The following is a 21,022-nucleotide window of genomic DNA, read 5'->3' on the forward strand; positions in this document are numbered from 1 at the left end:
GCCAGTCGGTCCGTACCGGTGAGGGGGGAGAACAACGCGGCTACGACGCGCACGAAGAAGATCACCGGCCGCAAGCGGCACGTCGCGGTGGATACGCTCGGGTTGGTGATGATGGTCGTGGTTCATTCGGCCAGCCTGCAAAACCACGACGGGGCGTGCTTCGTGCTGTCGCGGATGAAGGAGCGGTTCCGGCGCCTGCAGGTCGTCTTCGCCGACTCGGCCTACGGCCGCAACGGGCTGCCGGGATGGGTCCAGGAACAGTTCGGCTGGGTGCTGCAGACGGTGTTGCGGCCTGTCGGTGTGAAGGGCTTCGTCGTGCTCCCTAAGCGATGGATCGTCGAGCGGACCTTCGCCTGGCTCGCCCGCTACCGACGCACCACCCGCGACTACGAGAAGACCAACCTCTCTAGCGAGGCCTTCGTCCACCTCGCCATGATCCGACTCATGGCAATACGACTCGCCAGGCCATGAAACCAATTCCGGGACAGCTTCTCATGGCGAGACGACTCGCCAGGCCATGAAAACAATTCCGGGACAGCTTCTGAGAGATTGCTGCAGGCATCGATGGTAAAGTTGGTTGCCTCGGCACGTCGGTGCTGAAGTTGGACCAGTTTCGGCGAGTTCCGACTGTCGCCAACTTGCCGAGGTCTTACCGGAGAATCGAGACCTCGGCGCCTTGGCCAGACCGCTTCCAGGGAGCGGATGAGGCATCCTCAGCGACTTAGCCAGGGGCAAAGGTCCGCGAAGTCGATGCACCCGACGGCAGATAACTGGGAGGCAGTACGATGAGTAGAACTGCACGGCCGCGGGTTTGGCGAACCGCTTCGCTGCTGTTGTTGGACCTGCCTCAAGGTATCGCTCCCGGGTGGCACTGTCCGGCTTGCCCGGCAGTAGGCGCTGGCCTGCCCCCAAAACCTGTACCAGCAGCTATGAGAGTACGGGTTGGTTGAATCCGCTGCCCTCCCTCCGCTCCGAAGGCGGCTTCGGCTACGCCTCAGCAGCCTTCTCCGCTACGGCAGGGCAGCGGCTTTACCCAACCCGTACCTTCATAGCGGATGGTACAGGAATTCGATGCCGGTCAATTCTCAACGGCGACTTCTGAAACGGCCCCCGGTCGTGCTAGGCTTCACCCATTGTCGCAAGTGCGATGACCTGGAGACTGCCCATGACTAAGAGACTAGCAACCGCGTGCGTCCTGGTTCTGGTGGCTGGGACGACGTCGACCGCTCAGCAGGTCGGCAGGTTCGACACCGAGCGCGACTTTTTCCTCGCGCACTTTGATCTGAAGACCGACGTAGACGATATCCATTCAATCGCCGCGCTAGCGACGGTTCTTGCAAGCCCGCGGTACGAGCGGGTCTCTTGCCACGCCGTCGCGGGCGCTTACGGCGCCCAGAGCGGGCTGTACGTCCCGTCGAATGATCTCTTCAAGCTCGCTTTCGGTGAGCATTGGTCGGACGCGCACAAGAATCGCGATCGGGCCATCGATGAAGTGTCTGAGCGGGCACTTCGAGCACTCAAGAAAGGTGGACGCGTCTGGATCGCCGAAGCAGGGCAGTCTGACTTCACGGCCGCGTTGATTCGCAAGCTCAGGATCGACCTACCTGCGGTCGACTTCAAGGATCGCATTCATGTCGTCCAGCACTCGAACTGGAACGAGGAGGTCACAACGCCCGCGGACCTTGCGTTGGTGAAGCAAGCGGCGAGGTATCACAAAATCCCCGACGGCAACGCACCTGGCAACGGCACGCCTGGCTTCAACAGCCCCCGCCCTATCGACTGGCGGCCGCGCGTCCAGGACAAGCGGCTGCGGACGATCTGGGACAGGGCGATCGAAATCGCGAATCGCTACAACGGCGCCGATGGTCGTTACCTGAACAAGTCGATCGAGAGCGGCGGGCTGGATTTCTCTGACATTGTTGAGACTGCTTGGATTTTCGGCTTTGCCGAGATGAAAGACGCCGACGGCTTCTTCGCAGAGTTCGCGACTACGGAGATCGTAAACCCCTGACCGGGTCACCGCCAATCTTCGGCAGCTCACTGCTTGGCAGGGCGCCAATCTGCGTATCTGAAGTGGACCGCGTTTTCTCGGAACGCGGGGGCTGGCGGCGATTTATTCGACCTCGCGACGGCGGCTAAATTGGGTCCATCCGGGAATATCGTGGGTTTGGTAGGCTTCTCCGCGGAGGAGAATGGCCGTGCAAGACCGCGAGCTTTACCAGCAGATCCTTGGGCTCGATTCGCCGTGGTCGGTGTCGGGGGTTGAGCTGGACGCGGGGGCGGGAGAGAGCCGGGTGAGGGTCGAGCACCCGCGTGGGGCCCGGTTCGTCTGCCCCGAATGCGGCCGCGAGCTGGCGTGCCACGACCACGCGGCCGAGCGTCGCTGGCGTCACCTCGACTCGTGCCAGTACAAGACGGTGCTCGTCGCCGGCGTGCCGCGGGTGAAGTGCCCCAAGCACGGCGTGAAGAACGCCCCGGTCCCGTGGGCCGAGAAGAGCAGCTGGCCTGCTCCCCAATTCCTGGTCCAGGCGGGGTGCGAGTTTTTTAAGTAACTTGCACGTGGAAGGAGGGCCCAGAGCCATGTCGAGGAAGCGTTACACGGAAGAGCAGATCGCGTTTGCGATCCGCCAGCACGAGTCGGGCACGGCGATCACCGAGATCGTCCGGAAGATGGGGATCGCCGAGCAGACCTTCTACCGCTGGAAGAAGAAGTACGCCGGGATGGGCGTGGCCGAGGTCCGCCGGTTGAAGAGCCTCGACGAAGAGCAAGAAGCTCAGGCAGCTGGTGGCGGACCTTTCGCTCGACAAGAAGATGCTGCAGGACGTCGTGCAGGGAAAGGTCTGAGGCCCGCTCGTCGGCGGCAGGTGGTGGAGCGGCTCCAAGCCGCCTACCAGGTTAGCGAGCGGCGGGCGTGCCGAGCGATCGGCGCGGCGCGTTCTTCGCATCGCTGCCAGAGCTGCCGTGACGAGCGGGCCGAACTGAGGATCCGACTACGCGACCTGGCCGCCAGCCGGGTGCGGTACGGCTACCGCCGTCTGCACGTCCTGCTGCGGCGAGAGGGCTGGGAGGTTGCACGCTGCTGTTACGCTCGACAGCCGCGAGCCGCAGAAAACAGCACGGCCCCAAGCCCGATTGTCAGAAACGCACGCGGCTCAGGCGCAGCGACGTTAGCGGCGTTCTGGTCCGCCGCGGAGGTTCCGAAGTTTGATCGCCAAACGTCGTAGTCTGCGGCCGTAACCGAGCCGGGTGTCGTGTCGCCTGGCAGCGCAGTCTCACTGCCGAGGTTGTCGCGCCAGACTGTGTAATCGGCTGCGTCGACGGCTCCGTCGCTGTTGAAGTCTCCGGCGAGTGCCGGAGCGGAGACGAAGGACGAGAGCCACTCGCCCAAAGGCAGGTTGTTCGGTTGATCCCCGCCGGGGCTCGCCGCCACGTTCCACTTGCTTCCGCCTGAACCGTCCATCCCCCATTGCCATACGTGGATCGCGCTCAGTTCGTCTCGACGGCCGTCGAGCGCGCGTACGAGGCCCTTGAAGGCCATCACTTGTTCGTCAGAGTCGAGCGGCCCTGATTCGTTCTGGGGATTGACGGTCGTTCGGTTGTAGGGGAGGTACCCGACCTCCGTGAGAACAACCGGCAAGCCGTCGCCTCCGCGTAGGGAGCGCGCGTAGGGCAGGATTTCGTCGTCCAGCCGTGTGTTCCAGCCCGCCTCGACTTTGGCGATGAAGGCTTCGTTGGGGTCAGCTCCCGAGGCGTCCGACTCGGCGGCCGTGGTCGTGTCCCGGAAGTACGCGTCGATTCCGACATAGTCGATCGCCGGGTTCGACCAGATCGCGTTGTTGAGGTTCCCGTGGCGGTAGTTGTCCCAGTTGGCGGCGTAGCCGAGGGCGCCGTCGAACGCCGCGTCGACGGTGGCGATCACTTCGCCCCACCGCTCGTTGTTGCCGCTGTTCCGTGTGATGGCCTTCAACTCGGTGCCTATGTTCATCGCGTCGGCGCCGTTGGCTTGAGCAACCGCGGCCACCTCGCCGAGGTACGCGGTGTAGCCGTCCCAGAACGCGTCCCAGGAGGCGCTGCCGGGGGTTGGGTCGTATTCACCTCGCCAGAAGGCGAAGTTCTCCATCTCGACGAACGGGTTGACCGTCACCGTCATGCCGAGCCCCTTCGCTTCGGCGATTCCCGCGGCGATATGAGAGAGTTCCGGACCGCGTTGCGACGAGGCAGCGATCACGCCGGTCGACGGGTTCGCGTAGCGGACCGGGCTGATGGAGACCTCCGTGAACCCGGCCGCGTGGACGTTGCGGACGGCGTCGCGCCAGCGAGTTGCGCCGCTGCCGCCGAAATTCCACCACGAGACGAGGTTGAACCCGATCGCCGGGTCGACACCCGGTTCGTAAACCGTCCGGTCGCCGGCCGGCGCCGGCGTAGCGAGGGCCGCGAGCGTGGCGACCAAACACCAAGCTGTGCGTCGGCGGCTGCGTGAACGGCGCCTCAGCATGACGACCTCACGGGCGAGGAATCCGGATGTCGAGCGGCCCCGAGCCATCGAAATCGATCCTCAGCGGCGTCGATTGCGAGTCGAGGTACTCCTCGGGAACCACACGAGAGCCTGCCGAGGGCGCGCCGAACTGCAGGTAGACGAGGTGCTCGCCAACGGTCAAGCCGTCGTGGTAGCGGTAAGTCGTCACCCCCTCGAACTTGCCGTCCGGGCCGACTTGCGCGGTCGCGATCCGCGGAAACGTTTTTTCGTCGACGGCTTCGATCTGCGGGACGAACTTCAACTTGAACCCCTCGCTCGGCAGGGCCTCACCGTCCTCGTACGCCACGGCGCCTCGGACCGCGATCACGCGGAACGGCGCATCGCCGCAACCGGCGGCCAACAACGCCGCCGCAAAGCCTATCCAGAGCGGCCTGCTGTCCACGTTGCTCAGTACTCCGAGACGCTGTAGGAGTCGCGGGCGACGTTGAGCCGTTGCCAAGTGCGGAAGCGGAGGTCGTTGGTCTGCTCGGCGAGCACCTCGCCAACCGCTTCCCCAAAGTCGCCGCTCTCGATGAAGTCGGTGATGAACCGAACACTCCCGTCCGCCATCGCCGCCACCACGCCGCCGGGGTGCTGGCTCCGAACGGCGGACTGGCCGCTGGCGTCGACGCTGGCGTCGACGCCCATGCATTGCTGGTTGAGGGCGCCCGCCCCGAGGTTGTTCGCGAGGTCGGGCCCGCCGAAGACGTCGTCTTGATTCGGCTCGCAGTCATTGGGGGGGCGGTTCATGTGCCGGCAATGGAAGCTCGAAGCGCACTGCGCCATCGCCCACACGCCGCGCCGGTCTTGTTCGTTCACGCCGGCCCGCAACTCCGCGATCATCAGCGTCTTGGAGGTCCCGTCGGTAATCTTGGCGATCGAGAGGCTCTGGTCGGTGTCGCCGTCGCTGAACCCCGAGAGACCTATCTGGAAGGAGTAGTCGGCCGCATCGGGATCGTTACTCACCCGCTGCTTGGTCTCACGCCAAAACCGATTCGGCCAATAGTGGACGGCGTTGAGCCCGTAGTTGCCCCGCGCCCAGCTGAAGCCGTCGCTGTCGACGAACGGCGCGCCGTTGGCGCCGTCGCTCGGGCAGAGCATCACGCCTAGCTCGGTCGCTCGCGCCACAGCGTTCCGGTCGCCGTTGGCGTCGTCGCTCACGCGGTTGGTTGGCCGGATGTCGAAGAGGTCGGACAACGGCTGTTCTTCCAGGTAAGGAAGGATGCGGATCACCCAGTTTTCGAACAGCGCCCTGCCGGTCAGCGGACTGAGCCCCGTGGCGCCGGCCAACTCGCTAGGAGAGGGGAACTCAGCCGCCGCGGGGAACGACCCGTAGCTGTCGTGGTAGTTGTGCATCGCCAGTGCAAGATTCTTCACGTTGTTGACGCATTGCGACCGCCGGGCCGACTCGCGTGCGGCCTGAACGGCCGGTAGCAGCAGCGCGACGAGGATGCCGATGATCGCGATCACGACCAACAACTCGACGAGTGTGAAGCCGCCGCTTCTTCGGGTAGCCACAGCCATCCTCCTGGAAGAGAATATCGAACGACGCCGCGCCGGTCTTCAGCTCGCTAGCCGGCGCCGCGGAGCGCCGCCGAGCAACGCGGCCATCCCGATCAACAGAGCCGCGGACGGCTCGGGGATCGCGGTGGCCGAGCCTCCGACGGTCGCCCCGTAGTTGTCTTGCCAAGCCTGCAATTGAGCCGCGCCGATCAAGCCGCCGGCGGGGTCGTTGAGCAACGTCCCCTCGGGCGCGCCGACGTTGTCGCGATAAACCGTATAGTCGGCCGCATCGACGACGCCGTCGTTGTTGTAGTCGCCGTCCAGTCCAGTCAGTTCCGTTAGCAGGCGGAAGTTGTCCAACGAGAACGCGTTGGCCGAGTCCGAGTTCGTAGCCAGCGCGATGCGGAAGAACGTCCCGTCCTGCAGGCCCGCGTCGGCGAGGCTCACGCCGCCGGCCGTAAGCTCCGAGATCGGGATCTCGATAGTCACCGTTTCGCCTGGGTTGTCGGTCGGGTTGCCCGCTTGCTTCGCAGGCGACTGGTAGAACGTGCCAGACGCATCGCTGATGTTGACGAACAGGCTGAGATACGTCGGCAGGTTGGGGAATTGGTCGTCTGGGAAGGTGACGTCGAACGCAAGACGGTCGGCCGCGTTGACGCGACCGATCAGGTCATCGATCAGGGCTTGATTGGCCGGGTCGCCGGCCTCGCCGCTGTCGATCACAAACTGGCTGCCCCAAGAGAAGCCGTCTTGCGGCGAATCGAACTCGAGGGCCGACGCGCCGTCGGTCGCCCCGTCGGAGACGATCGTCCGTGTGTGGAAATAAGGCTGGTCGCCGAAGCCATCGACCCAGCCTTCCAGCTGCTCGTTGACCCCCGGCGTGCCGGGGTCGTCGGGCGTCTCCCACGAGAACAGGACGTCTTCGACGAAGGTGGGCGCCTGCGTGAAGCGGATGTTGTCGAGGTAGTAGTAGACCCCCTCGCCGCCGAGGCCGGCCGTATGGTTGCCGTTCGTGCCGAAGCCGAGTTGGAAGAAGCTGGAGTCGGGCGTGAGCGAGAGCGACGTGGCCGGCAGGCTGCCGGTCGCGAAGCTGGGTGAACCCGGCGTCCCGTTGACGACGCCGAACGATTCCCGAAAGCCCTGCGAGCTGTCGCTATTGGAGAAGACGTTGACCTGAAAAAAACCACCGGGGTCGGCCACGCGATCCCACCCGTCCTGGGTGAAGGTCACGTCGAAATCGAGCGTGTACCGGGACGGGTCGGCCGCGACGGAGTTGAACAGGTCGTACCGCGGTCCGCCGACGTCGGAGGTTTCATTGACGACCACGTCGCGGCCGAACCCGGGGCCGGTCTCGACACGGAGCGACATCGCGCCGTCGGTCGCGCCGATGGACGATTGCACGTGGCTGATGTAATCCGAGTCGGCCGCCCCCTGCGGCTCGAAGCCGTCGAGACCGGACTCGAACGAATACAAGAGCTGCGCTTCCGCCTCGACGGCGCCCATCGCTGCCGCGAGCACGATCAGGCTTTGCAGAAATCCCGATGACAGTCGCATGCTGCAGGTTCCTTGGTAGAAGAGACGATTCTGGCAACGGCGCGCCGGCCCGACCGGCCGCCCCCCGCAACGACCGGGCGAGCCGGCGGCCTCAACCTCGCTTGGATTGACCGCGCCGAGTCGCGGCCAACAGCCCCGCAGCGATCGTTATCACGAACGCCGACGGCTCGGGGATCGGGTCGCCGGTCAGCCGAATGTTGTCCAGCAGGAGGGTGATACCTCCGTCGATGTTTTGGTCGGGCCCGCCGTACAACTGCACGGTGAAGGCGCGGGTCGCGGTCATCCCGTCAACTTCAGCGGCGGGCACCGTGTAGGTCTGCCATTGCCCCGTCACCGGCGCCAAGTTCTGGTTGAGCACGCTGTTGAAGTTGTAGCTGTCGGTCTCCCGCGAAACGAACTGAAAGAAGCCGTGATTGCCAAAAGCGTCTAACGCCGCACCGTCGGCAATCTTCAGGTCGAACTCGAGGGTGTCGAAGCCCGAAAGGTCGGTCGCGGGGAAAAACAGGTCGCCGGTAAAGGCGAAGCGGTTCCCACCGCCCTGGCTCGACACGAACGTCATGTCCATGCGCAGCGCTCCCGGCGCGTTGCCGGGCGATCCTTCGCTGGCGTCTCGACTGAGGTTCGGGGTGATCGGGCTTCCGAAATCAAAACGCCACGACTGCAAGCCGTCGCCGAAATCATTCACCAACATGTCGCCGTAAGCGACGCCGCCGGTCACAGTCGCCATCGCCGTGGCGCAGCCCAGCACGAGAGCCGTCAGCTTGCTCATGAGTCACCCTGTAAATCAAAGTTGAAGAGAGGCCGAGGTTTGCCCGGTTCACGAGCGAACCGGTCGCGGAGGAGTAAATTGCCGCCGATGGCTCGACGACATTGGCATGCTAAAGTACTTGAACAGGCGGGTCAAGCACGTGGCCTCCGCATTTCGTCGATTTCGCGGGAGCGGCTAAGCAGGCGCCGGCCCGGTCGATTCCCGGAGCACGAAATCGGCCTCGATCTCGGAATGGACGAAGGGTTCTCCCGCGAGGGGGCCGTCCAGCCGGTCGATCAGCAGCGACGCCGCTCGCTCGCCGATTTCTTGCGGGCGTTGTCTCACCGTCGAGAGCGGAGGCATCATCGTCGCCGCGAAGTCGAGGTCCGCGAAGCCCACGACTGAAAGGTCACCCGGGATCGAGAGCCCCAGCGTGATCGCCGCTTCGTAGACGCAGTGCGCTTCGTGGTCGGTCACCGCGAAGACCGCGGTCGGCCGGAAGTCGTCGGTGAGCAAGTGGGTGGCGACCTCAACGCCGTTGTCGCCCGTGCGGTTGAGCCGCCAACTCCGGACCTCGGCCTCGCTTTTAAGAGAGATTGCCCGCTCGAAGTTTCGCCGGCGTTCCAGCGCCCAAGTCTGTGACTTGCTCTCCCGGCTCGAGATGCAGGCGATCCTCCGGTGCCCCAAGTCAAGCAGGTGCTTCGCGACGGCGCGGGTTGCCTGCGACTCGTTCGTGGCCACGGAATCCCCGTAGGGCTCATCGCTGCGATGGTCGATCACGACCACCGGAACGTTTTTCTCGGCCAAGCCCGCGAGGTGCTCCTGGTACGCCACGGCGAATGTTGGCCAGAGGATCAGCGCGTCGACCCGACGGTCGAGCAGGCGGTTAATCTGCCGCACGCCCTCCTGCTCGTTCGCTTCGAAATGCGGCAAGTGATCGAGGTCGCCGAGCCAGAGCGTGATCGGTAGGAAATCGGCTTCGCCCAGCCGCTTGTGGATGCCGGAGAGCACTTTGACCCAGAATGAGTCGTATGGCGGGATCATCACCCCAACCGTATTCGTGCGGCCGGTCTGGATCCCACTCACCAGAAGATTGCGTCGCCATCCGAGGCGCTCGGACGCCTCGACGACGCGGCGACAAGTCTCTTCGCCGAAGCGGCTGCGGTCGCCGCGGAGGATCTTAGAGGCGGCGCTAACCGAGACGTTTGCCGCCTCGGCGACATCTTTCAAACGAGGAACGCGGGGTTGGCTCATCCAACCGTTATAGCCGCTGAGCCGACGACGAGGAATCGAACACGCAAAAAAACGCTTGGTCAACTACTTGAGCAGCCGGTGGCGTCCTGCTAGGCTTGGCGAAGTCTTGCGAATCTCTCGCCTCTGGCTCATTCACCGCAGCCGTCGGACCACGCCGATGACTTCGATTCATTCCAAAGCCGCCGCGACCGATCCGGCGCGCAATGGCCAGACCGGCTCCGCGAGCCCGCGCGGCGCGCGACCGTTCCCTTGGCAGGCCCGGCCGGCGGGCTCCTCCGAGATCATCTGGCGATACCGAGACAACCCCGTCCTCGGCCGCAAGCCCGTCGGCGACATCCAGGGCATCTACAACAGCGCGGTGACGCCATTCGGTGACGGCTACGCCGGCGTGTTTCGGACCGAGGACTACACTCGGTTTCCCCGCCTGCACGTTGGTTGGAGTAACGACGGGCTTGATTGGACGATTGAGCCCAAGCCGATCGAGTTCACCAACCATCCCTTCGACCCGGCGGAATATGCGTACGACCCGCGCGTCACCGCGATCGACGGCGAGTACGTCGTGCAGTGGTGCGGCGGCCACAACGGCCCAACGATCAGCCTTGCGCGGACAAAGGACTTCCGGTCGTTCGAGCGGATGGAGAACGCGTTCCTTCCGTTTAATCGCAACGGGGTTCTCTTCCCGCGGAGGATCAACGGGAACTACTACCTGCTCAGCCGACCTAGTGACGACGGTCACACGCCCTTCGGCGACGTCTATCTGAGCGAGAGCCCGAACCTGGTTCACTGGGGGCGTCATCGGCTGGTGATGCGCAAGGGGGGCGAGCACACCGGGCAGTGGTGGCAACGCACGAAGATCGGCGCGGGGCCCGTGCCGATCGAGACGCCCGACGGCTGGCTTATGATCTATCACGCCGTGATGGACACGTGCAACGGCTTCGTCTACAGCCTGGGAGCCGCGTTGCTCGATCTCGACGAGCCGTGGCGTGTGCTCTACCGCACGAACCGTCACCTCCTCACGCCCGACGCGGACTACGAGGTGTCGGGCCACGTCCCCAACGTCGTCTTCCCGGTCGCGACGCTGCTGGACGACACGACCGGCCGCCTCACCATCTACTACGGCGCCGCCGATACCTGCACCGCGTTGGCGTTCGCCCACCTGGGCGAGCTGGTCGACTTTACGAAGGCCAACTCGACGGTCTTCTGATCCGCGACCCGATCAGGCGGCGGACCGGCGCTGGGGCTACCACCGATCCCGGGCGAACCGCCCCGGACCTTGTCGCGACGGCGCATGACCGAGCTCCACCCCATCGACTTGGCGATCATCCTCGCCTACGTGGTCTCGACCGTCGCGATCGGGTTCTGGATTTCCAAACGGGCTTCGAAGAACCTCCGCAGCTATTTCCTCGGCGGCAACACGATCCCGTGGTACCTGCTCGGGCTGTCGAACGCATCGGGCATGTTCGACATCAGCGGCACGATGCTGATGGTCTACTGGCTGTTCGTCTACGGGATGAAGAGCGTCTGGATCCCTTGGATGTGGCCGGTCTTCAACCAGATCGTATTGATGGTCTACCTCTCGGTCTGGCTGCGCCGATCCGGTGTGGTGACGGGGGCCGACTGGATCCGCTTCCGCTTCGGCGACGGGCGCGGCGCCCAGGCCGCGCACCTGATCGTCGTGCTCTTCGCGCTGGTGAACGTCGTCGGGTTCTTGGCGTACGGTTTCATTGGGATCGGCAAGTTCGCGGCCACGTTCATCCCGATCGCGCTCGCCTCGGACCCGGCCACGAACGCGAGCCTGTGGGGGCTGCTCATCACCGCGATCACAACCGTCTATGTCGTGAAGGGCGGTATGTTCAGCGTCGTGTTCACCGAGGTGCTGCAGTTCGCGTTCATGACGGTCGCGTGCGTCGGCGTCGGATTGATCGCTATGCAGCAGGTCACGCCCGAGATGATCGACGCGGCGACGCCCAACGGGTGGCGTGACTTGTGGTTCGGTTGGCGGCTCGACCTCGACTGGGACGGGCTGGTCGATCAGGCGAACGCGAAGATCTCCGGCGACGGCTGGAGCCTCTTCTCGTTGTTCGTCGGGCTTGCCCTCTTCAAAGGCGCCCTGGCGAGCATGGCGGGCCCTCCCCCGAACTACGACATGCAGCGAGTCCTCTCGGCCCGCACGCCGCGCGAAGCGGCCCTGATGTCGGGCGTCGTGAGCCTCGTGCTGCTCGTGCCCCGCTACATGCTGATCACAGGGCTCACCGTGCTCGCGTTGGCCTTTTTCACCGACGAACTCGACGCGATGGGCGGAGGAATCGACTTCGAGCTGATCCTCCCGTTCGCGATGCGCGAGTTCGTGCCGGTCGGCCTCTTCGGGCTGCTCGTGGCGGCGCTTCTGGCCGCGTTCATGTCGACCTACGCGGCGACCGTCAACGCCGCGCCGGCCTATGTGGTCAATGATATTTACAAGCGATACTTCAACCCCGAGGCGAGCGACAAGACCTACGTGAGACTCAGCTACGCGACCTCGGTTGTCGTCGTGCTCGCCGGCACCGCGTTCGGCTTCGTGATCGAGGAGCTCAAGGATATCGTCAACTGGATCGTCGGCGCGCTGTACGGCGGCTACATCGCCGCCAACCTGCTGAAGTGGCACTGGTGGCGATTCAATGGCTGGGGCTACTTCTGGGGCATGGCGAGCGGCATCGCCTCGGCGCTAGTGATCGCGAGCGTTGTACAGGCGAACCCACAGCTCGGCGGCTTCGAAACCAACCTCGCCCTGTTCCCGGTCACGCTCGGCGTGTCGCTCTTCGGCGCGGTCGCCGGCAGTCTGCTCACCCCGCCGGATGACCGGGCGGTCCTCGAGGCGTTCTACTTCAGGGTCCGCCCCTGGGGCTGGTGGGGACCGATAGCCGACGCGGTCCGACAGGAACACCCCGAAGCCGCACCCAACGGCGACCTCCCGCGCGACATCGTGAACGTCGCCGTCGGCATCGCTTGGCAGACCGCGCTCACGGCCGCCGGCGTCTACCTCGTCCTCCAAGACTACCGATCGCTGGCGATCGCCCTCGGCGTGATTCTCACGACGAGCATCATCCTGAAGTTCAACTGGTACGACTTGCTTGAGAACTACCCCTCCGGCGTGACCGATCCCGAAGCCGCCGCGTCGTAAGAAACCCCTAGGGCCAAGCAATGAGAACCGCGCCGTTGCTCCTGTCGATGCTCCTTGCCGCCACCGGCCTCGCGACCGAACCGATGCGATTCCTCACCGCCCGCGACGGGAAGCTCTACGACGGCGAAGACGAGTTCCGCTTCGTCTCGTGGAACATCCCAAATCTCCACAACGTCGAGGACGCGTTCGACTTTCTCGGCGACTCGCCGTGGCGTTGGCCCGATGCCTACGAAATCGACGACGCCCTCGAGACCGTCCGCCAGATGGGCGGACGCGTCGCACGGACCTACGTCATCAGCGTCCGACGCGATGAGGGCGACATGGGCGATAACGTCCACGTCTTCGCCCCGGGAAGGTTCAACGAGGAGGCGTTCCGAACGCTCGACCTCGTCCTAAAGACGGCCGCCGAGAAGGGCGTCCGCGTCATCATCCCACTGGTTGATAACTGGCACTGGTGGGGCGGAGTCCGCCAGTACGAGGCCTTCCGCGGCAAGCCGGAAGGCGCGTTTTGGACCGACCCGCAGGTGATCGCCGACTTCAAACAGACGATCGAACACGTCGTCACCCGCACGAACACGCTCACCGGCCTTCGCTACGCCGACGACCCCGCCATCTTCGGCTGGGAGACCGGCAACGAACTCGACTCGCCGCCCGACTGGACCCGCCAGATCACCGCTTACCTCAAACAACTCGACCCCCGGCACCTGGTGATCGACGGCAGATCGCTGCGCGGCGTCCCGCTCGAGTCGCTCGATGACCCGAACGTCGACGTCATCACAACCCACCACTACCCGAACTCCGGAAACAACACGGCCTGGAGCGTCATCGACGCGATCCGCCGGGTTGACGGCAAGAAGGCCTATTTCGTTGGCGAGTTCGGCTTCCTGCCGATCGACGAGGCGCGGCGGATGCTCGACGCGGTCATCAAACACGGCGCGAGCGGCGCCCTTTATTGGAGCCTCCGCTTCCACCGCCGCGAGGGCGGCTTCTACTGGCACTGCGAGCCGTCCGGCAACGACCTCTTCAAATCATACCATTGGCCCGGCTTCCCAGAAGGACGCGCGTACCGCGAGCACCTCGTCATGCCGTTGATCCGCTCCGCCGCCTACCGGATCCGCGGCCTCGACGAGCCGCCCCCACCGACTCCCAAGCCGCCCCGAATGCTTGAGCCGATCCGGCCGAGGCTCTTGAGCTGGCAAGGGTCGACCGGCGCGTCGGCGTACGATGTCCAACGCGCCGACTCTGCTAACGGGCCGTGGCGAACCATCGCCGCCGACCTCAGCGACGCGGCGGTGCAGTATCGCCCGCTCTTCGTCGACGAGACGGCCCCGTTCGGCGCGCCGCACTATTACCGCGTCATAGCAAAGAACACCTCAGGTCAGTCCGCCGGCTCCGAGCCAATCGGCCCCATCATCGCCAACACGGGCCTGCTCGTCGACGAACTGAGCGACGACTCCCGTATCGCCACAATCGAAGGACCCCACAACTTTCGCACCGGCCGTGCCCGCGGCGTCCAGGAAGACATCCACCGGCTCGAGCTCTTTCCCGGCTCGAGCGTGACCTACGACCTCCCCGGCCCGGCCGTGAGCGTCCGCGTCTGGACCTTCTCCGAGGGCGAAGCAAATATCGAGATCGCCTCGACCGTGCCCAGCGGACAAACTCGTTGGGCGACCCACCACACGACGCCCCCCAAAGCCGCCAACGACTACGGCTACCTCCGCAGCGTCCTGACCGAAGCGACCGCCGAAGTATTCCCTACGGCTCGGGTGACGATCGGCCTGCCCAAGGAGACCGCGGTGAGCGTTGAGCTTTCGCGCGTCGAGTGTGAGTACGGGGTTCCCCCGAAGTAGACCGAGCGTCGCTTCCGCCCCCACAGTGGGAGACCAAACGCCCGGACGGCCGAACGCAGGCTCGAGAGGATCCCGTTGTGCCGTTCAACGTAACCTATCCATCCCGCAGTGGATGCATCAGCGAATGGCACTTATTGACGCTCGCGCGACAAACGAACCCTGCCTGTTGCTAGCACCGTAGCAAGGTGCATGAGACCCAAAGGCAGTGCGGCGGGGCTGGAAGCTCGACGCCGTCGCGCTGCGGCGTGCTTCCAAGCAGGGGAGTCCGTCCGCACGGTGGCCGAACGCTTCGGTGTCGATCGCAGCAGCGCGAAACGCTGGGGGCGTGCCTGGCGGGAAGGGGGCGAAGACGGCCTCGCCGCCAAGCCGCACCCCGGCGGCAAACGCAAGCTGTCCGACGAGCAGATCGACGAGTTGGTCGACCTGATCGTCGATGGGCCGCGTGAAGCGGGCTTCCCGACCGACCTGTGGACTTGCGCCTGGGTGGTCGAGCTGATCCGCGACCGGTTCGGCGTGGAGTACCACGCGGGGCACGTGGCGCGGGTGCTCCGCGAGCTGGGCTTCACGCCGCAGAAGCCGCGCACGGTCGCCCGCGAGCAAGACCCCGAGGCGGTCGAGCACTGGCGGAAGGTCGAGTGGGCGCGGATCGAAAAAAAGCCCGCCGACGCGGCGCCAGCATCGTCTTCCTCGACGAAACGGGCTTCATGCTCCAGCCGGTGAACCGCCGGACCTGGGCGCCGGCCGGCTGCACGCCGGTGCAACGCTCGTGGGACCGACGCGACCGGCTGAGCGTGATCGGGGCGGTTGTTCTCTCGCCGACTCGCTCGCGTGTGGGCTGCTGCTTCGACGTGCAGCGGAAGAACGTGAAGGCCGACGACGCGGTCGAATTCCTCCGGCGCCTGCGGCGAAAGATCCGCCGTCCGCTGATCGTCGTGTGGGACCGCTGGGGCGTGCATCGATCGGCGGAGAAACGGATCGCCGAGAAGGGCTGGAAGCACATCGAGTTCGAGCAGCTGCCCGCCTACGCCCCCGAGCTGAACCCGGTCGAGGCGATGTGGAGCCACGCCAAGTACGCCGACCTGGCGAACTACGTCCCCGACGACGTCGATGAACTCGACGACGCCGTCCACGCTTCGCTCAACAGTCAGGCCCGTGACCACCGACTCAAACTCTCCTTCATCAAGACCGCTCAGCTCAGGCTATAAAGGGGCTCGTTGGCGGCGCGAGGGTCAATAAGAAGCTGTCCCGAATACAAATGACCGGGCAATCAAGGGCATTCCCGATAGGTGCTACGCCCGGGTGTCGCAACTCCGTAAATTTGGGGCCAACCATACGATGCGACAAGCCGTCGAGAGATGCCTTGTGCTTTGTCAATGCTTGCCTTAGGGGTGCGAGGCTGCGCAACCGACTGCGATTCCGACACTTGGGGCGCCTCGCAGCCCAATCTTTATATTCGTCAATGCGCTAGGTGGACCGTTTGCGTACCACAGCGACTAGAGTAGATGCAATGAGCGTGGCCAGACACGTCGCTGGCTCTGGTATTGCCTGCCCGTCGTTAAGCGCTGTTAGCCTGAAGCCGCTCATCGTCGGCGTCACATCAAACTCGAAGCCGGGAACCAGGCCAGCAACTAGAAAATCGGAGCGTGCGAGGTCGGTTGTTCCCGCGACGTTGAGAAACTCGAAAGTCTGTCCTTGCCTTGGCCCGAAGCCGTCGATGAAGCTGAAGACGATCTCGCCATCGATAGTGGCGTCACCGAAGACGGTAAGCACGTCGTGTTGCTGGCCGGGTGTGGTGCCGGCGATCTCCACGATCAGAGCGCTGTTGGCGTCAACGCTGAAGTTGCCGTCGACGGTGAGTTCGCCGGGCGAGAGCCCGGGTGCGATTGCGCCGCCGACGAGGTTGACGTCGGCCTCGATGGTCGCATTGCTGCCGGTAATGCGACCGCCTGTGCCTACGAGGATGGATCTTGCCTTGACGCGAGCGAGGTCTTCGAGGCGTAGTTCGCCGTTGCCGCCATCGGCACCAACGGAGTCGATCGCGATGAGCAGGTCGGTGGCGTCGCCCATGTCCCAAAGCGAGCCGGCGCCGCGGACGTGAACGAGCGCACCGGGCTGGCCGCTCTCGCTGGCTGAGGTCCCACTGCCGATGATGTGCCGCACGGAGTTGGACGTAAGCTTCGCGCCGTCTTCGATGATGAGCTTTGAGCTGCCGCCAAAGAGGCGTACGGCGGTCTGCCTGCTGATTGCGGTAACCTGGGTGTCGACCCCACGGATGGTGGACTGGCCGAAGAGCCAGTAGAGGTCCGTCTCGACCGAAGCACCGTTCTCGATGACTAGGTGCGCGGCGCCACCCACTTCGACCGTGGTCGTCTTGAGCAGGCTTCCAGGGTCGCTGATAGTTGCCAAGCTCGAAAAGGCCTCGCCGGACTCGGGCGAACCGCCATTGAGGCGGAACGTCTCGGCATCGACCGTACCGCCCTGGTCTACGAGCAGAGTGGCGCGCCCGATCTGCCCGACCTGCATGACGCTGAACACCTTGTAGAGGCTGTCGGCGCCGCTGACCAGGAGGTTGGCACGGGCGTTCTCCAGCGGCTGGTACTCGCCGAGCCCGGGGATCGGGAAAGGCACGGCGATGGTGGTGTCGACCCCGCCGACGCGCGTCTGCCAAGCCTCGATCGTCCCGCCGTCGAGGACCGAGACCGAAGCGGCGCCCTCGACCGCCGCCAGCAGGACACCGTCGCCCACGTCGCCGCCGGTGGTGACCGTCAGCTTCGAGCCGGCGCCGGTGACGATCAGCTCGTCGTTGCTGGCCTCGTCCAAGCCGAAAGTCATGTGGCCGTTAACCATCTGGGCGCCGTCCCGCACGGTGATGGTCGTTGAGCCCTCGCCGGTGTTGAAAAGGTTGCCACCGAGTCGGGAGTTGGCCCCGGTGACTAGCAGCTCGCCGCGGCCTGTGCTCAGCACGCTCAGGAGCACGTTGGCTTCAACCGCGGCGTTGTCAATGACGAGCTTGCCCCGGCCTGCGCGGGCGATGTCGAGCCGGCCCAGGCCCCCGGTCGCGTCGGCCATGCCATCGCGTAAGGTCAGCGTGGTCAACAGCGCGTCCGAGCCATCGACCTCGACCCAGCCGTTGGTCGAGAAGTTGCTGTCATCGGTGAAGGATAGCTTGTGTCCGGCGAGGTCGATTGTGACATCGCCTGCGGTTGCTCGGAGGGAATGAACGGTTCTGTCTTCGTCGAGATCTACCGCATAGCTGCCCGACTGAAAGAAATCGATTCGGTCGTTGCTGTTTGGAACTCCTGCGGGGAGCCAATTGCCTGGATTGTCAAAGTCACCAGAACCGAGGTTAACCCAAGACTGGATCAACGCTTCGTCGCCCGACGGCTCGCCATAAACACTCAGCAGCCGACCGTCCTCGAGCCCAGCGAGAAACGTCAGTTGATCCGCCGTGTTCAGTGACCGACGGCCGGGGTGAAGGGACGTCACGGTCGAGCCGAACAACGGATCGCCAATCTTGATCACCGATCGGCTGCCGCCGTCGCCCTCGCCCAGGATCAACTGTCCCTGGTCCCCGGAGCGATCGACATACAACACGTCGCCGTCATCATTCATTGAGAACGGAGAGAAAAATCCGTCTTCCCGCGGAATCGTGTGGACCTCGCGTAACGCGTCAGGCGGCCCGGCCCAGATGCCGTACGTGTCGGTGTCGTTGGAGTATCCCTGGAGTAGAAAATCGCCGTTGTCGTTGACGGCCCATGAGTCCAGGACGGCCAGCTCTGTTCCGCCTGGAAGCGGCGTCCCGGGGCGAGGCGGCGACTGCATCGCGATCCTGATGACGACGTCCTCCGGATTCGGCCCAGCGTAAACGCCCGGTCGAAAGAAGGGACCTCTTGCGTAGGTATTGCCGTTGTTGTCCGCCTGTAGATCTCCGAAATCGCGAGGGAACTCCTGAGACAGCCCGCCGTCGAACTTTGCCCATACGCCGTTCCCCCCGTTCAGTACCGCGGAGCCGGGCTCCGCGATCACCTGGAAGTAAACGCTGCCGTCGTTGATGATCTCCGGCGTCGCGTTGCGATCGATCTGCCGGATGTCGATACCGTCCTCTCTTGCTACAACTTGATCATTCACCGCAAGCACTTCGTCGTTCGAGCCCCGCTCGAGGGCCACGACCGCAAACTGCCCGTTGTCGTTGAAGGAGAGGTAGTCGCCTAGCCGGAACGACCTGAGTTGCCCGCTGGTGGCGTTGTCGCCGAAAGCCTCGGCCGCGACCGTCAGCGCACCCGGCTTGCCCGTAAGGATTTGCGAGCCCTCACCGGTCGACCGCAAGAGAGCCACCTCACCGGCCTCATTAATCGACGGCGCAAAAGCGAAAGCGTCTCCGAGCAACTCAAACGAAAAATCTTGGGCGGTGACAGAGGCCGGCGTCGGGAGGAGCAACGACAGCAGCATCCCAATTTGCTTCCAAATTGACATATCGCTTCTAATCCTCGCTCGAGTTCGCCCGGTAGCTTCCCGGGGCTATGTCTTGGCTTGAGATTCAGGCAAGTCCTGCGAACCAACGAGACGCAGAGCGCGCGGTCTCAAACCTATTCGCGGGCGCCCGCGATCGCAAGCTTATCTGTCATCGCAGCGATCCGCGGACTCCCCGCTTCCAGCCGTCTAGTGTGAGCTGAGCAAGGAATCCCAAGTGGTGAGTATCTATAGTCAAGCGGAAGGTCGACGAATGCGGCACAGATGACTGCGACCAGGGCAGCCGACGCTAAGTTAGTGTCGGGAGCATCGTTCCCAGTGGCCGACGAACTTGCTGAGCAGGAAGATGTGTGCCGGGCCGTGCGCCGCGGACGACTCAGCGAGTAGGATTCGTAGACTCGGCGGTTGGACCAACACCGGCGGATTCGCTGCCCGCCGTATCTACGGAGTTCGTCACCCCGCCGAGACACCGCTACGAGTTCGAGGTAGCGCTTTCTGCGTACGGCCGATGCATCCGCAGCGCGCTCCGATTCTGCCGAGACGCTTGCAGAAAAGCAGCAATACTGCTATACTGCTAATATGACTGAGAAGGTAACTCTGACGAAACGGGGCGTGATCACGATCCCCGCCAAGCTCCGCGAGGCGTTCGGCCTTAAAGCGGACGACGAATTGATCCTCGAGTCGGTCGAGCAAGGGATCTTGATCCGACCTTCGGTGAGCGTGCCGGTCGAGATCTACACCGAAGAACGGATCGCCGAGTTCGCCGAAGACGAAGACGCGCTTGGGCCGCTGTTGCCCCCCGGGCAGTGAGCGATGCGCGTGTTCCTCGACGCCAACGTCCTCTTCTCCGCCGCCAACTGGGGAAGCCGCGTCGCGCGGCTCGTCGCCTGGCTGCTCGAAGGCCACACCGCGGTGACGAGCGACTTCGCTATCGAAGAAGCGGTCCGCAACGTCAGGCTCAAGCGGAGCGGATGGAGCGAAGCGCTGGAAGAGCTAGTCGCCAAGGTCGAGACCGCACCGTCGCTCCTCTTCCCGCTGCCGGTCGAGCTCGAAGTGAAAGACCAGCCGATCCTGTGCGCGGCGATCCGAGCCAAGTGCGACCTCCTGGCGACCGGCGACCGCAAGCACTTCGGCCACCTGTACAACCAGACGGTCGACGGGGTGACAGTGGTGTCCCTATTAGGGCTCGCCAAACGGATCGTGCCCGACGCGGAGTGATAGCCGCACGCCAGGCAAGACCGACACGGCTTGGCGCCGCTCCAGACGCCTTACGGAGCGAAGCCTCGCGCAGCGGCGGCCGACTAGGAAGCCGATCGACACCGAGATCGCCAATGCCTTGCATACCTGCGATAATTGTAATCGGCAACCTCACGGTGCAGCGTCTGGCGCAATCGTCAGTAAGCCCAGTCTGCGTGTCGCACCGGCAAGTCGTTCAGGACTCGTCGCCGGTGCTCCCAGTCTGGCATGTGGCGACGCATGAGGGACTGGAATGTTGCGTTATGCGTGGGCTCAATAATGTGGACCATCTCGTGGACGACTAGATGCTCCAGGCACTTCAGTGGCTTTTTCGCCAGGTCGGTTTTCAGGCGGATCGATTTGGCTTTCGAGTTGCAGCTACCCCAACGCGTCTTCATCCGCTGCACGAACAGCTTCCCAACGCTGACGCCGACCTTCGGTTCCCACTGCTCGATCAACTTCACTGCCCCCGCCCGTAGTTCGTCGCGGTACCACCCGTCGAGCACGGCCTCACGTTTCGACCCGACGATCTCGAGGTTATGAGGATAGAGAGTTCCCAACCGCGAAAAGCCAGTTGGTGAAACGACTTATACGCATTCCAATCTGAAGTAGCGCGCTTTCTCTTGCGCCCGCCCAGGTTGCCCATCATGATATCGCGATCGTCCCGAACACGGAGGTTGCGATGGAGGTGGCGGATCACTTGCCGCTGGGGGAACTGAAGCGGCTGGAG

At 64.3% G+C, this 21,022-nt stretch carries 18 protein-coding genes and 1 pseudogene; 11 read left to right on the forward strand and 8 right to left on the reverse strand.

The genetic code is table 11. From position 1 onward, the window contains the following. From RIC11_RS13315 to RIC11_RS13330, 4 genes and pseudogenes are all read left to right on the forward strand, one after another. The coding region (locus tag RIC11_RS13315; RefSeq protein ID WP_350212056.1) for a transposase at positions 1-471 on the forward strand (471 nt) is incomplete at its 5' end. Positions 472-1,165: 694 nt separating this feature from the next. Further along, positions 1,166-2,011 carry a hypothetical protein gene (locus tag RIC11_RS13320; protein WP_350212058.1) on the forward strand — a complete coding sequence of 282 codons (846 nt, stop codon included), beginning with the start codon at positions 1,166-1,168 and terminating at the stop codon, positions 2,009-2,011. 187 nt (positions 2,012-2,198) lie between these two features. Further along, positions 2,199-2,552: a transposase family protein gene (locus RIC11_RS13325; RefSeq protein ID WP_350212060.1), complete on the forward strand. Its 354-nt coding sequence runs from the start codon at positions 2,199-2,201 to the stop codon at positions 2,550-2,552. Positions 2,553-2,580: 28 nt separating this feature from the next. Next, positions 2,581-3,072 (forward strand): annotated as a pseudogene (locus tag RIC11_RS13330) (transposase); the annotation flags it as partial. 11 nt (positions 3,073-3,083) lie between these two features. On the opposite strand, the gene RIC11_RS13335 reads toward RIC11_RS13330, so the two are convergent. The 6 genes from RIC11_RS13335 to RIC11_RS13360 form a co-directional block, all read right to left on the reverse strand. Further along, positions 3,084-4,496, reverse strand: a complete 1,413-nt coding sequence (locus RIC11_RS13335) for a glycoside hydrolase family 113 (protein WP_350212062.1) — start codon at positions 4,494-4,496, stop codon at positions 3,084-3,086. Between the two features lie 7 nt (positions 4,497-4,503). After that, on the reverse strand, positions 4,504-4,920 hold the full coding sequence (locus RIC11_RS13340; protein WP_350212064.1) for a hypothetical protein: 417 nt from the start codon (positions 4,918-4,920) through the stop codon (positions 4,504-4,506). A gap of 5 nt (positions 4,921-4,925) precedes the next feature. Further along, positions 4,926-6,035 (reverse strand): DUF1559 family PulG-like putative transporter, encoded by a 1,110-nt coding sequence (locus RIC11_RS13345; protein WP_350212066.1) that lies wholly within the window; start codon positions 6,033-6,035, stop codon positions 4,926-4,928. A gap of 45 nt (positions 6,036-6,080) precedes the next feature. Next, positions 6,081-7,574: a hypothetical protein gene (locus tag RIC11_RS13350; RefSeq protein ID WP_350212068.1), complete on the reverse strand. Its 1,494-nt coding sequence runs from the start codon at positions 7,572-7,574 to the stop codon at positions 6,081-6,083. 91 nt (positions 7,575-7,665) lie between these two features. Continuing rightward, a complete protein-coding gene (locus RIC11_RS13355; RefSeq protein WP_350212069.1) occupies positions 7,666-8,343 on the reverse strand; it encodes a hypothetical protein in 678 nt (225 codons plus the stop codon). A gap of 174 nt (positions 8,344-8,517) precedes the next feature. Next, positions 8,518-9,552: a LacI family DNA-binding transcriptional regulator gene (locus tag RIC11_RS13360; protein ID WP_350212071.1), complete on the reverse strand. Its 1,035-nt coding sequence runs from the start codon at positions 9,550-9,552 to the stop codon at positions 8,518-8,520. A gap of 181 nt (positions 9,553-9,733) precedes the next feature. Between RIC11_RS13360 and RIC11_RS13365 the strand changes: the two genes are divergently transcribed. The 5 genes from RIC11_RS13365 to RIC11_RS13385 all read left to right on the forward strand — a co-directional run bounded on the left by RIC11_RS13365 (position 9,734) and on the right by RIC11_RS13385 (position 15,791). Further along, positions 9,734-10,780 (forward strand): glycoside hydrolase family 130 protein, encoded by a 1,047-nt coding sequence (locus tag RIC11_RS13365; protein WP_350212073.1) that lies wholly within the window; start codon positions 9,734-9,736, stop codon positions 10,778-10,780. Between the two features lie 84 nt (positions 10,781-10,864). Beyond that, a complete protein-coding gene (locus RIC11_RS13370) occupies positions 10,865-12,736 on the forward strand; it encodes a sodium:solute symporter family protein (RefSeq protein ID WP_350212075.1) in 1,872 nt (623 codons plus the stop codon). A gap of 20 nt (positions 12,737-12,756) precedes the next feature. After that, complete coding sequence (locus RIC11_RS13375) at positions 12,757-14,586, forward strand: cellulase family glycosylhydrolase (RefSeq protein ID WP_350212077.1); 1,830 nt, start codon at positions 12,757-12,759, stop codon at positions 14,584-14,586. Positions 14,587-14,775: 189 nt separating this feature from the next. Then, positions 14,776-15,306, forward strand: coding sequence for an IS630 family transposase (locus RIC11_RS13380; protein ID WP_350212079.1), 531 nt, complete (start codon positions 14,776-14,778; stop codon positions 15,304-15,306). Next, on the forward strand, positions 15,291-15,791 hold the full coding sequence (locus RIC11_RS13385) for a transposase (protein WP_350212081.1): 501 nt from the start codon (positions 15,291-15,293) through the stop codon (positions 15,789-15,791). Before RIC11_RS13380 ends, RIC11_RS13385 begins: the two co-directional genes overlap by 16 nt. A gap of 259 nt (positions 15,792-16,050) precedes the next feature. Here RIC11_RS13385 and RIC11_RS13390 read toward each other — a convergent pair whose 3' ends face one another. After that, positions 16,051-19,035, reverse strand: coding sequence for a hypothetical protein (locus RIC11_RS13390; RefSeq protein WP_350212083.1), 2,985 nt, complete (start codon positions 19,033-19,035; stop codon positions 16,051-16,053). A 600-nt stretch (positions 19,036-19,635) separates the two neighbouring features. Here RIC11_RS13390 and RIC11_RS13395 point away from each other — a divergent pair. Next, the gene (locus tag RIC11_RS13395; protein WP_350212085.1) at positions 19,636-19,866 is read left to right on the forward strand and encodes an AbrB/MazE/SpoVT family DNA-binding domain-containing protein; all 231 of its coding nucleotides are present in this window, start codon (positions 19,636-19,638) and stop codon (positions 19,864-19,866) included. 3 nt (positions 19,867-19,869) lie between these two features. Then, the gene (locus RIC11_RS13400; protein ID WP_350212086.1) at positions 19,870-20,274 is read left to right on the forward strand and encodes a PIN domain-containing protein; all 405 of its coding nucleotides are present in this window, start codon (positions 19,870-19,872) and stop codon (positions 20,272-20,274) included. Between the two features lie 176 nt (positions 20,275-20,450). Here RIC11_RS13400 and RIC11_RS13405 read toward each other — a convergent pair whose 3' ends face one another. Continuing rightward, on the reverse strand, positions 20,451-20,798 hold the full coding sequence (locus RIC11_RS13405) for a M48 family metallopeptidase (RefSeq protein WP_502879392.1): 348 nt from the start codon (positions 20,796-20,798) through the stop codon (positions 20,451-20,453). Positions 20,799-21,022: the final 224 nt, after the last annotated feature.

It is taken from the genome of Botrimarina sp. (assembly GCF_040219535.1).
Taxonomy (GTDB): Bacteria; Planctomycetota; Planctomycetia; order Pirellulales; family Lacipirellulaceae; genus Botrimarina.

What these genes read in the sequence shown, in the direction of transcription:
- RIC11_RS13385 (WP_350212081.1), top strand. Translation starts at nt 15,291, where the DNA reads ATGCTCCAGCCGGTGAACCGCCGGACCTGGGCGCCGGCCGGCTGCACG.
- RIC11_RS13350 (WP_350212068.1), bottom strand. Translation starts at nt 7,574, where the DNA reads ATGCGACTGTCATCGGGATTTCTGCAAAGCCTGATCGTGCTCGCGGCA.
- RIC11_RS13320 (WP_350212058.1), top strand. Translation starts at nt 1,166, where the DNA reads ATGACTAAGAGACTAGCAACCGCGTGCGTCCTGGTTCTGGTGGCTGGG.
- RIC11_RS13380 (WP_350212079.1), top strand. Translation starts at nt 14,776, where the DNA reads ATGAGACCCAAAGGCAGTGCGGCGGGGCTGGAAGCTCGACGCCGTCGC.
- RIC11_RS13365 (WP_350212073.1), top strand. Translation starts at nt 9,734, where the DNA reads ATGACTTCGATTCATTCCAAAGCCGCCGCGACCGATCCGGCGCGCAAT.
- RIC11_RS13355 (WP_350212069.1), bottom strand. Translation starts at nt 8,343, where the DNA reads ATGAGCAAGCTGACGGCTCTCGTGCTGGGCTGCGCCACGGCGATGGCG.
- RIC11_RS13390 (WP_350212083.1), bottom strand. Translation starts at nt 19,035, where the DNA reads ATGCTGCTGTCGTTGCTCCTCCCGACGCCGGCCTCTGTCACCGCCCAA.
- RIC11_RS13400 (WP_350212086.1), top strand. Translation starts at nt 19,870, where the DNA reads ATGCGCGTGTTCCTCGACGCCAACGTCCTCTTCTCCGCCGCCAACTGG.
- RIC11_RS13395 (WP_350212085.1), top strand. Translation starts at nt 19,636, where the DNA reads ATGACTGAGAAGGTAACTCTGACGAAACGGGGCGTGATCACGATCCCC.
- RIC11_RS13370 (WP_350212075.1), top strand. Translation starts at nt 10,865, where the DNA reads ATGACCGAGCTCCACCCCATCGACTTGGCGATCATCCTCGCCTACGTG.
- RIC11_RS13375 (WP_350212077.1), top strand. Translation starts at nt 12,757, where the DNA reads ATGAGAACCGCGCCGTTGCTCCTGTCGATGCTCCTTGCCGCCACCGGC.
- RIC11_RS13335 (WP_350212062.1), bottom strand. Translation starts at nt 4,496, where the DNA reads ATGCTGAGGCGCCGTTCACGCAGCCGCCGACGCACAGCTTGGTGTTTG.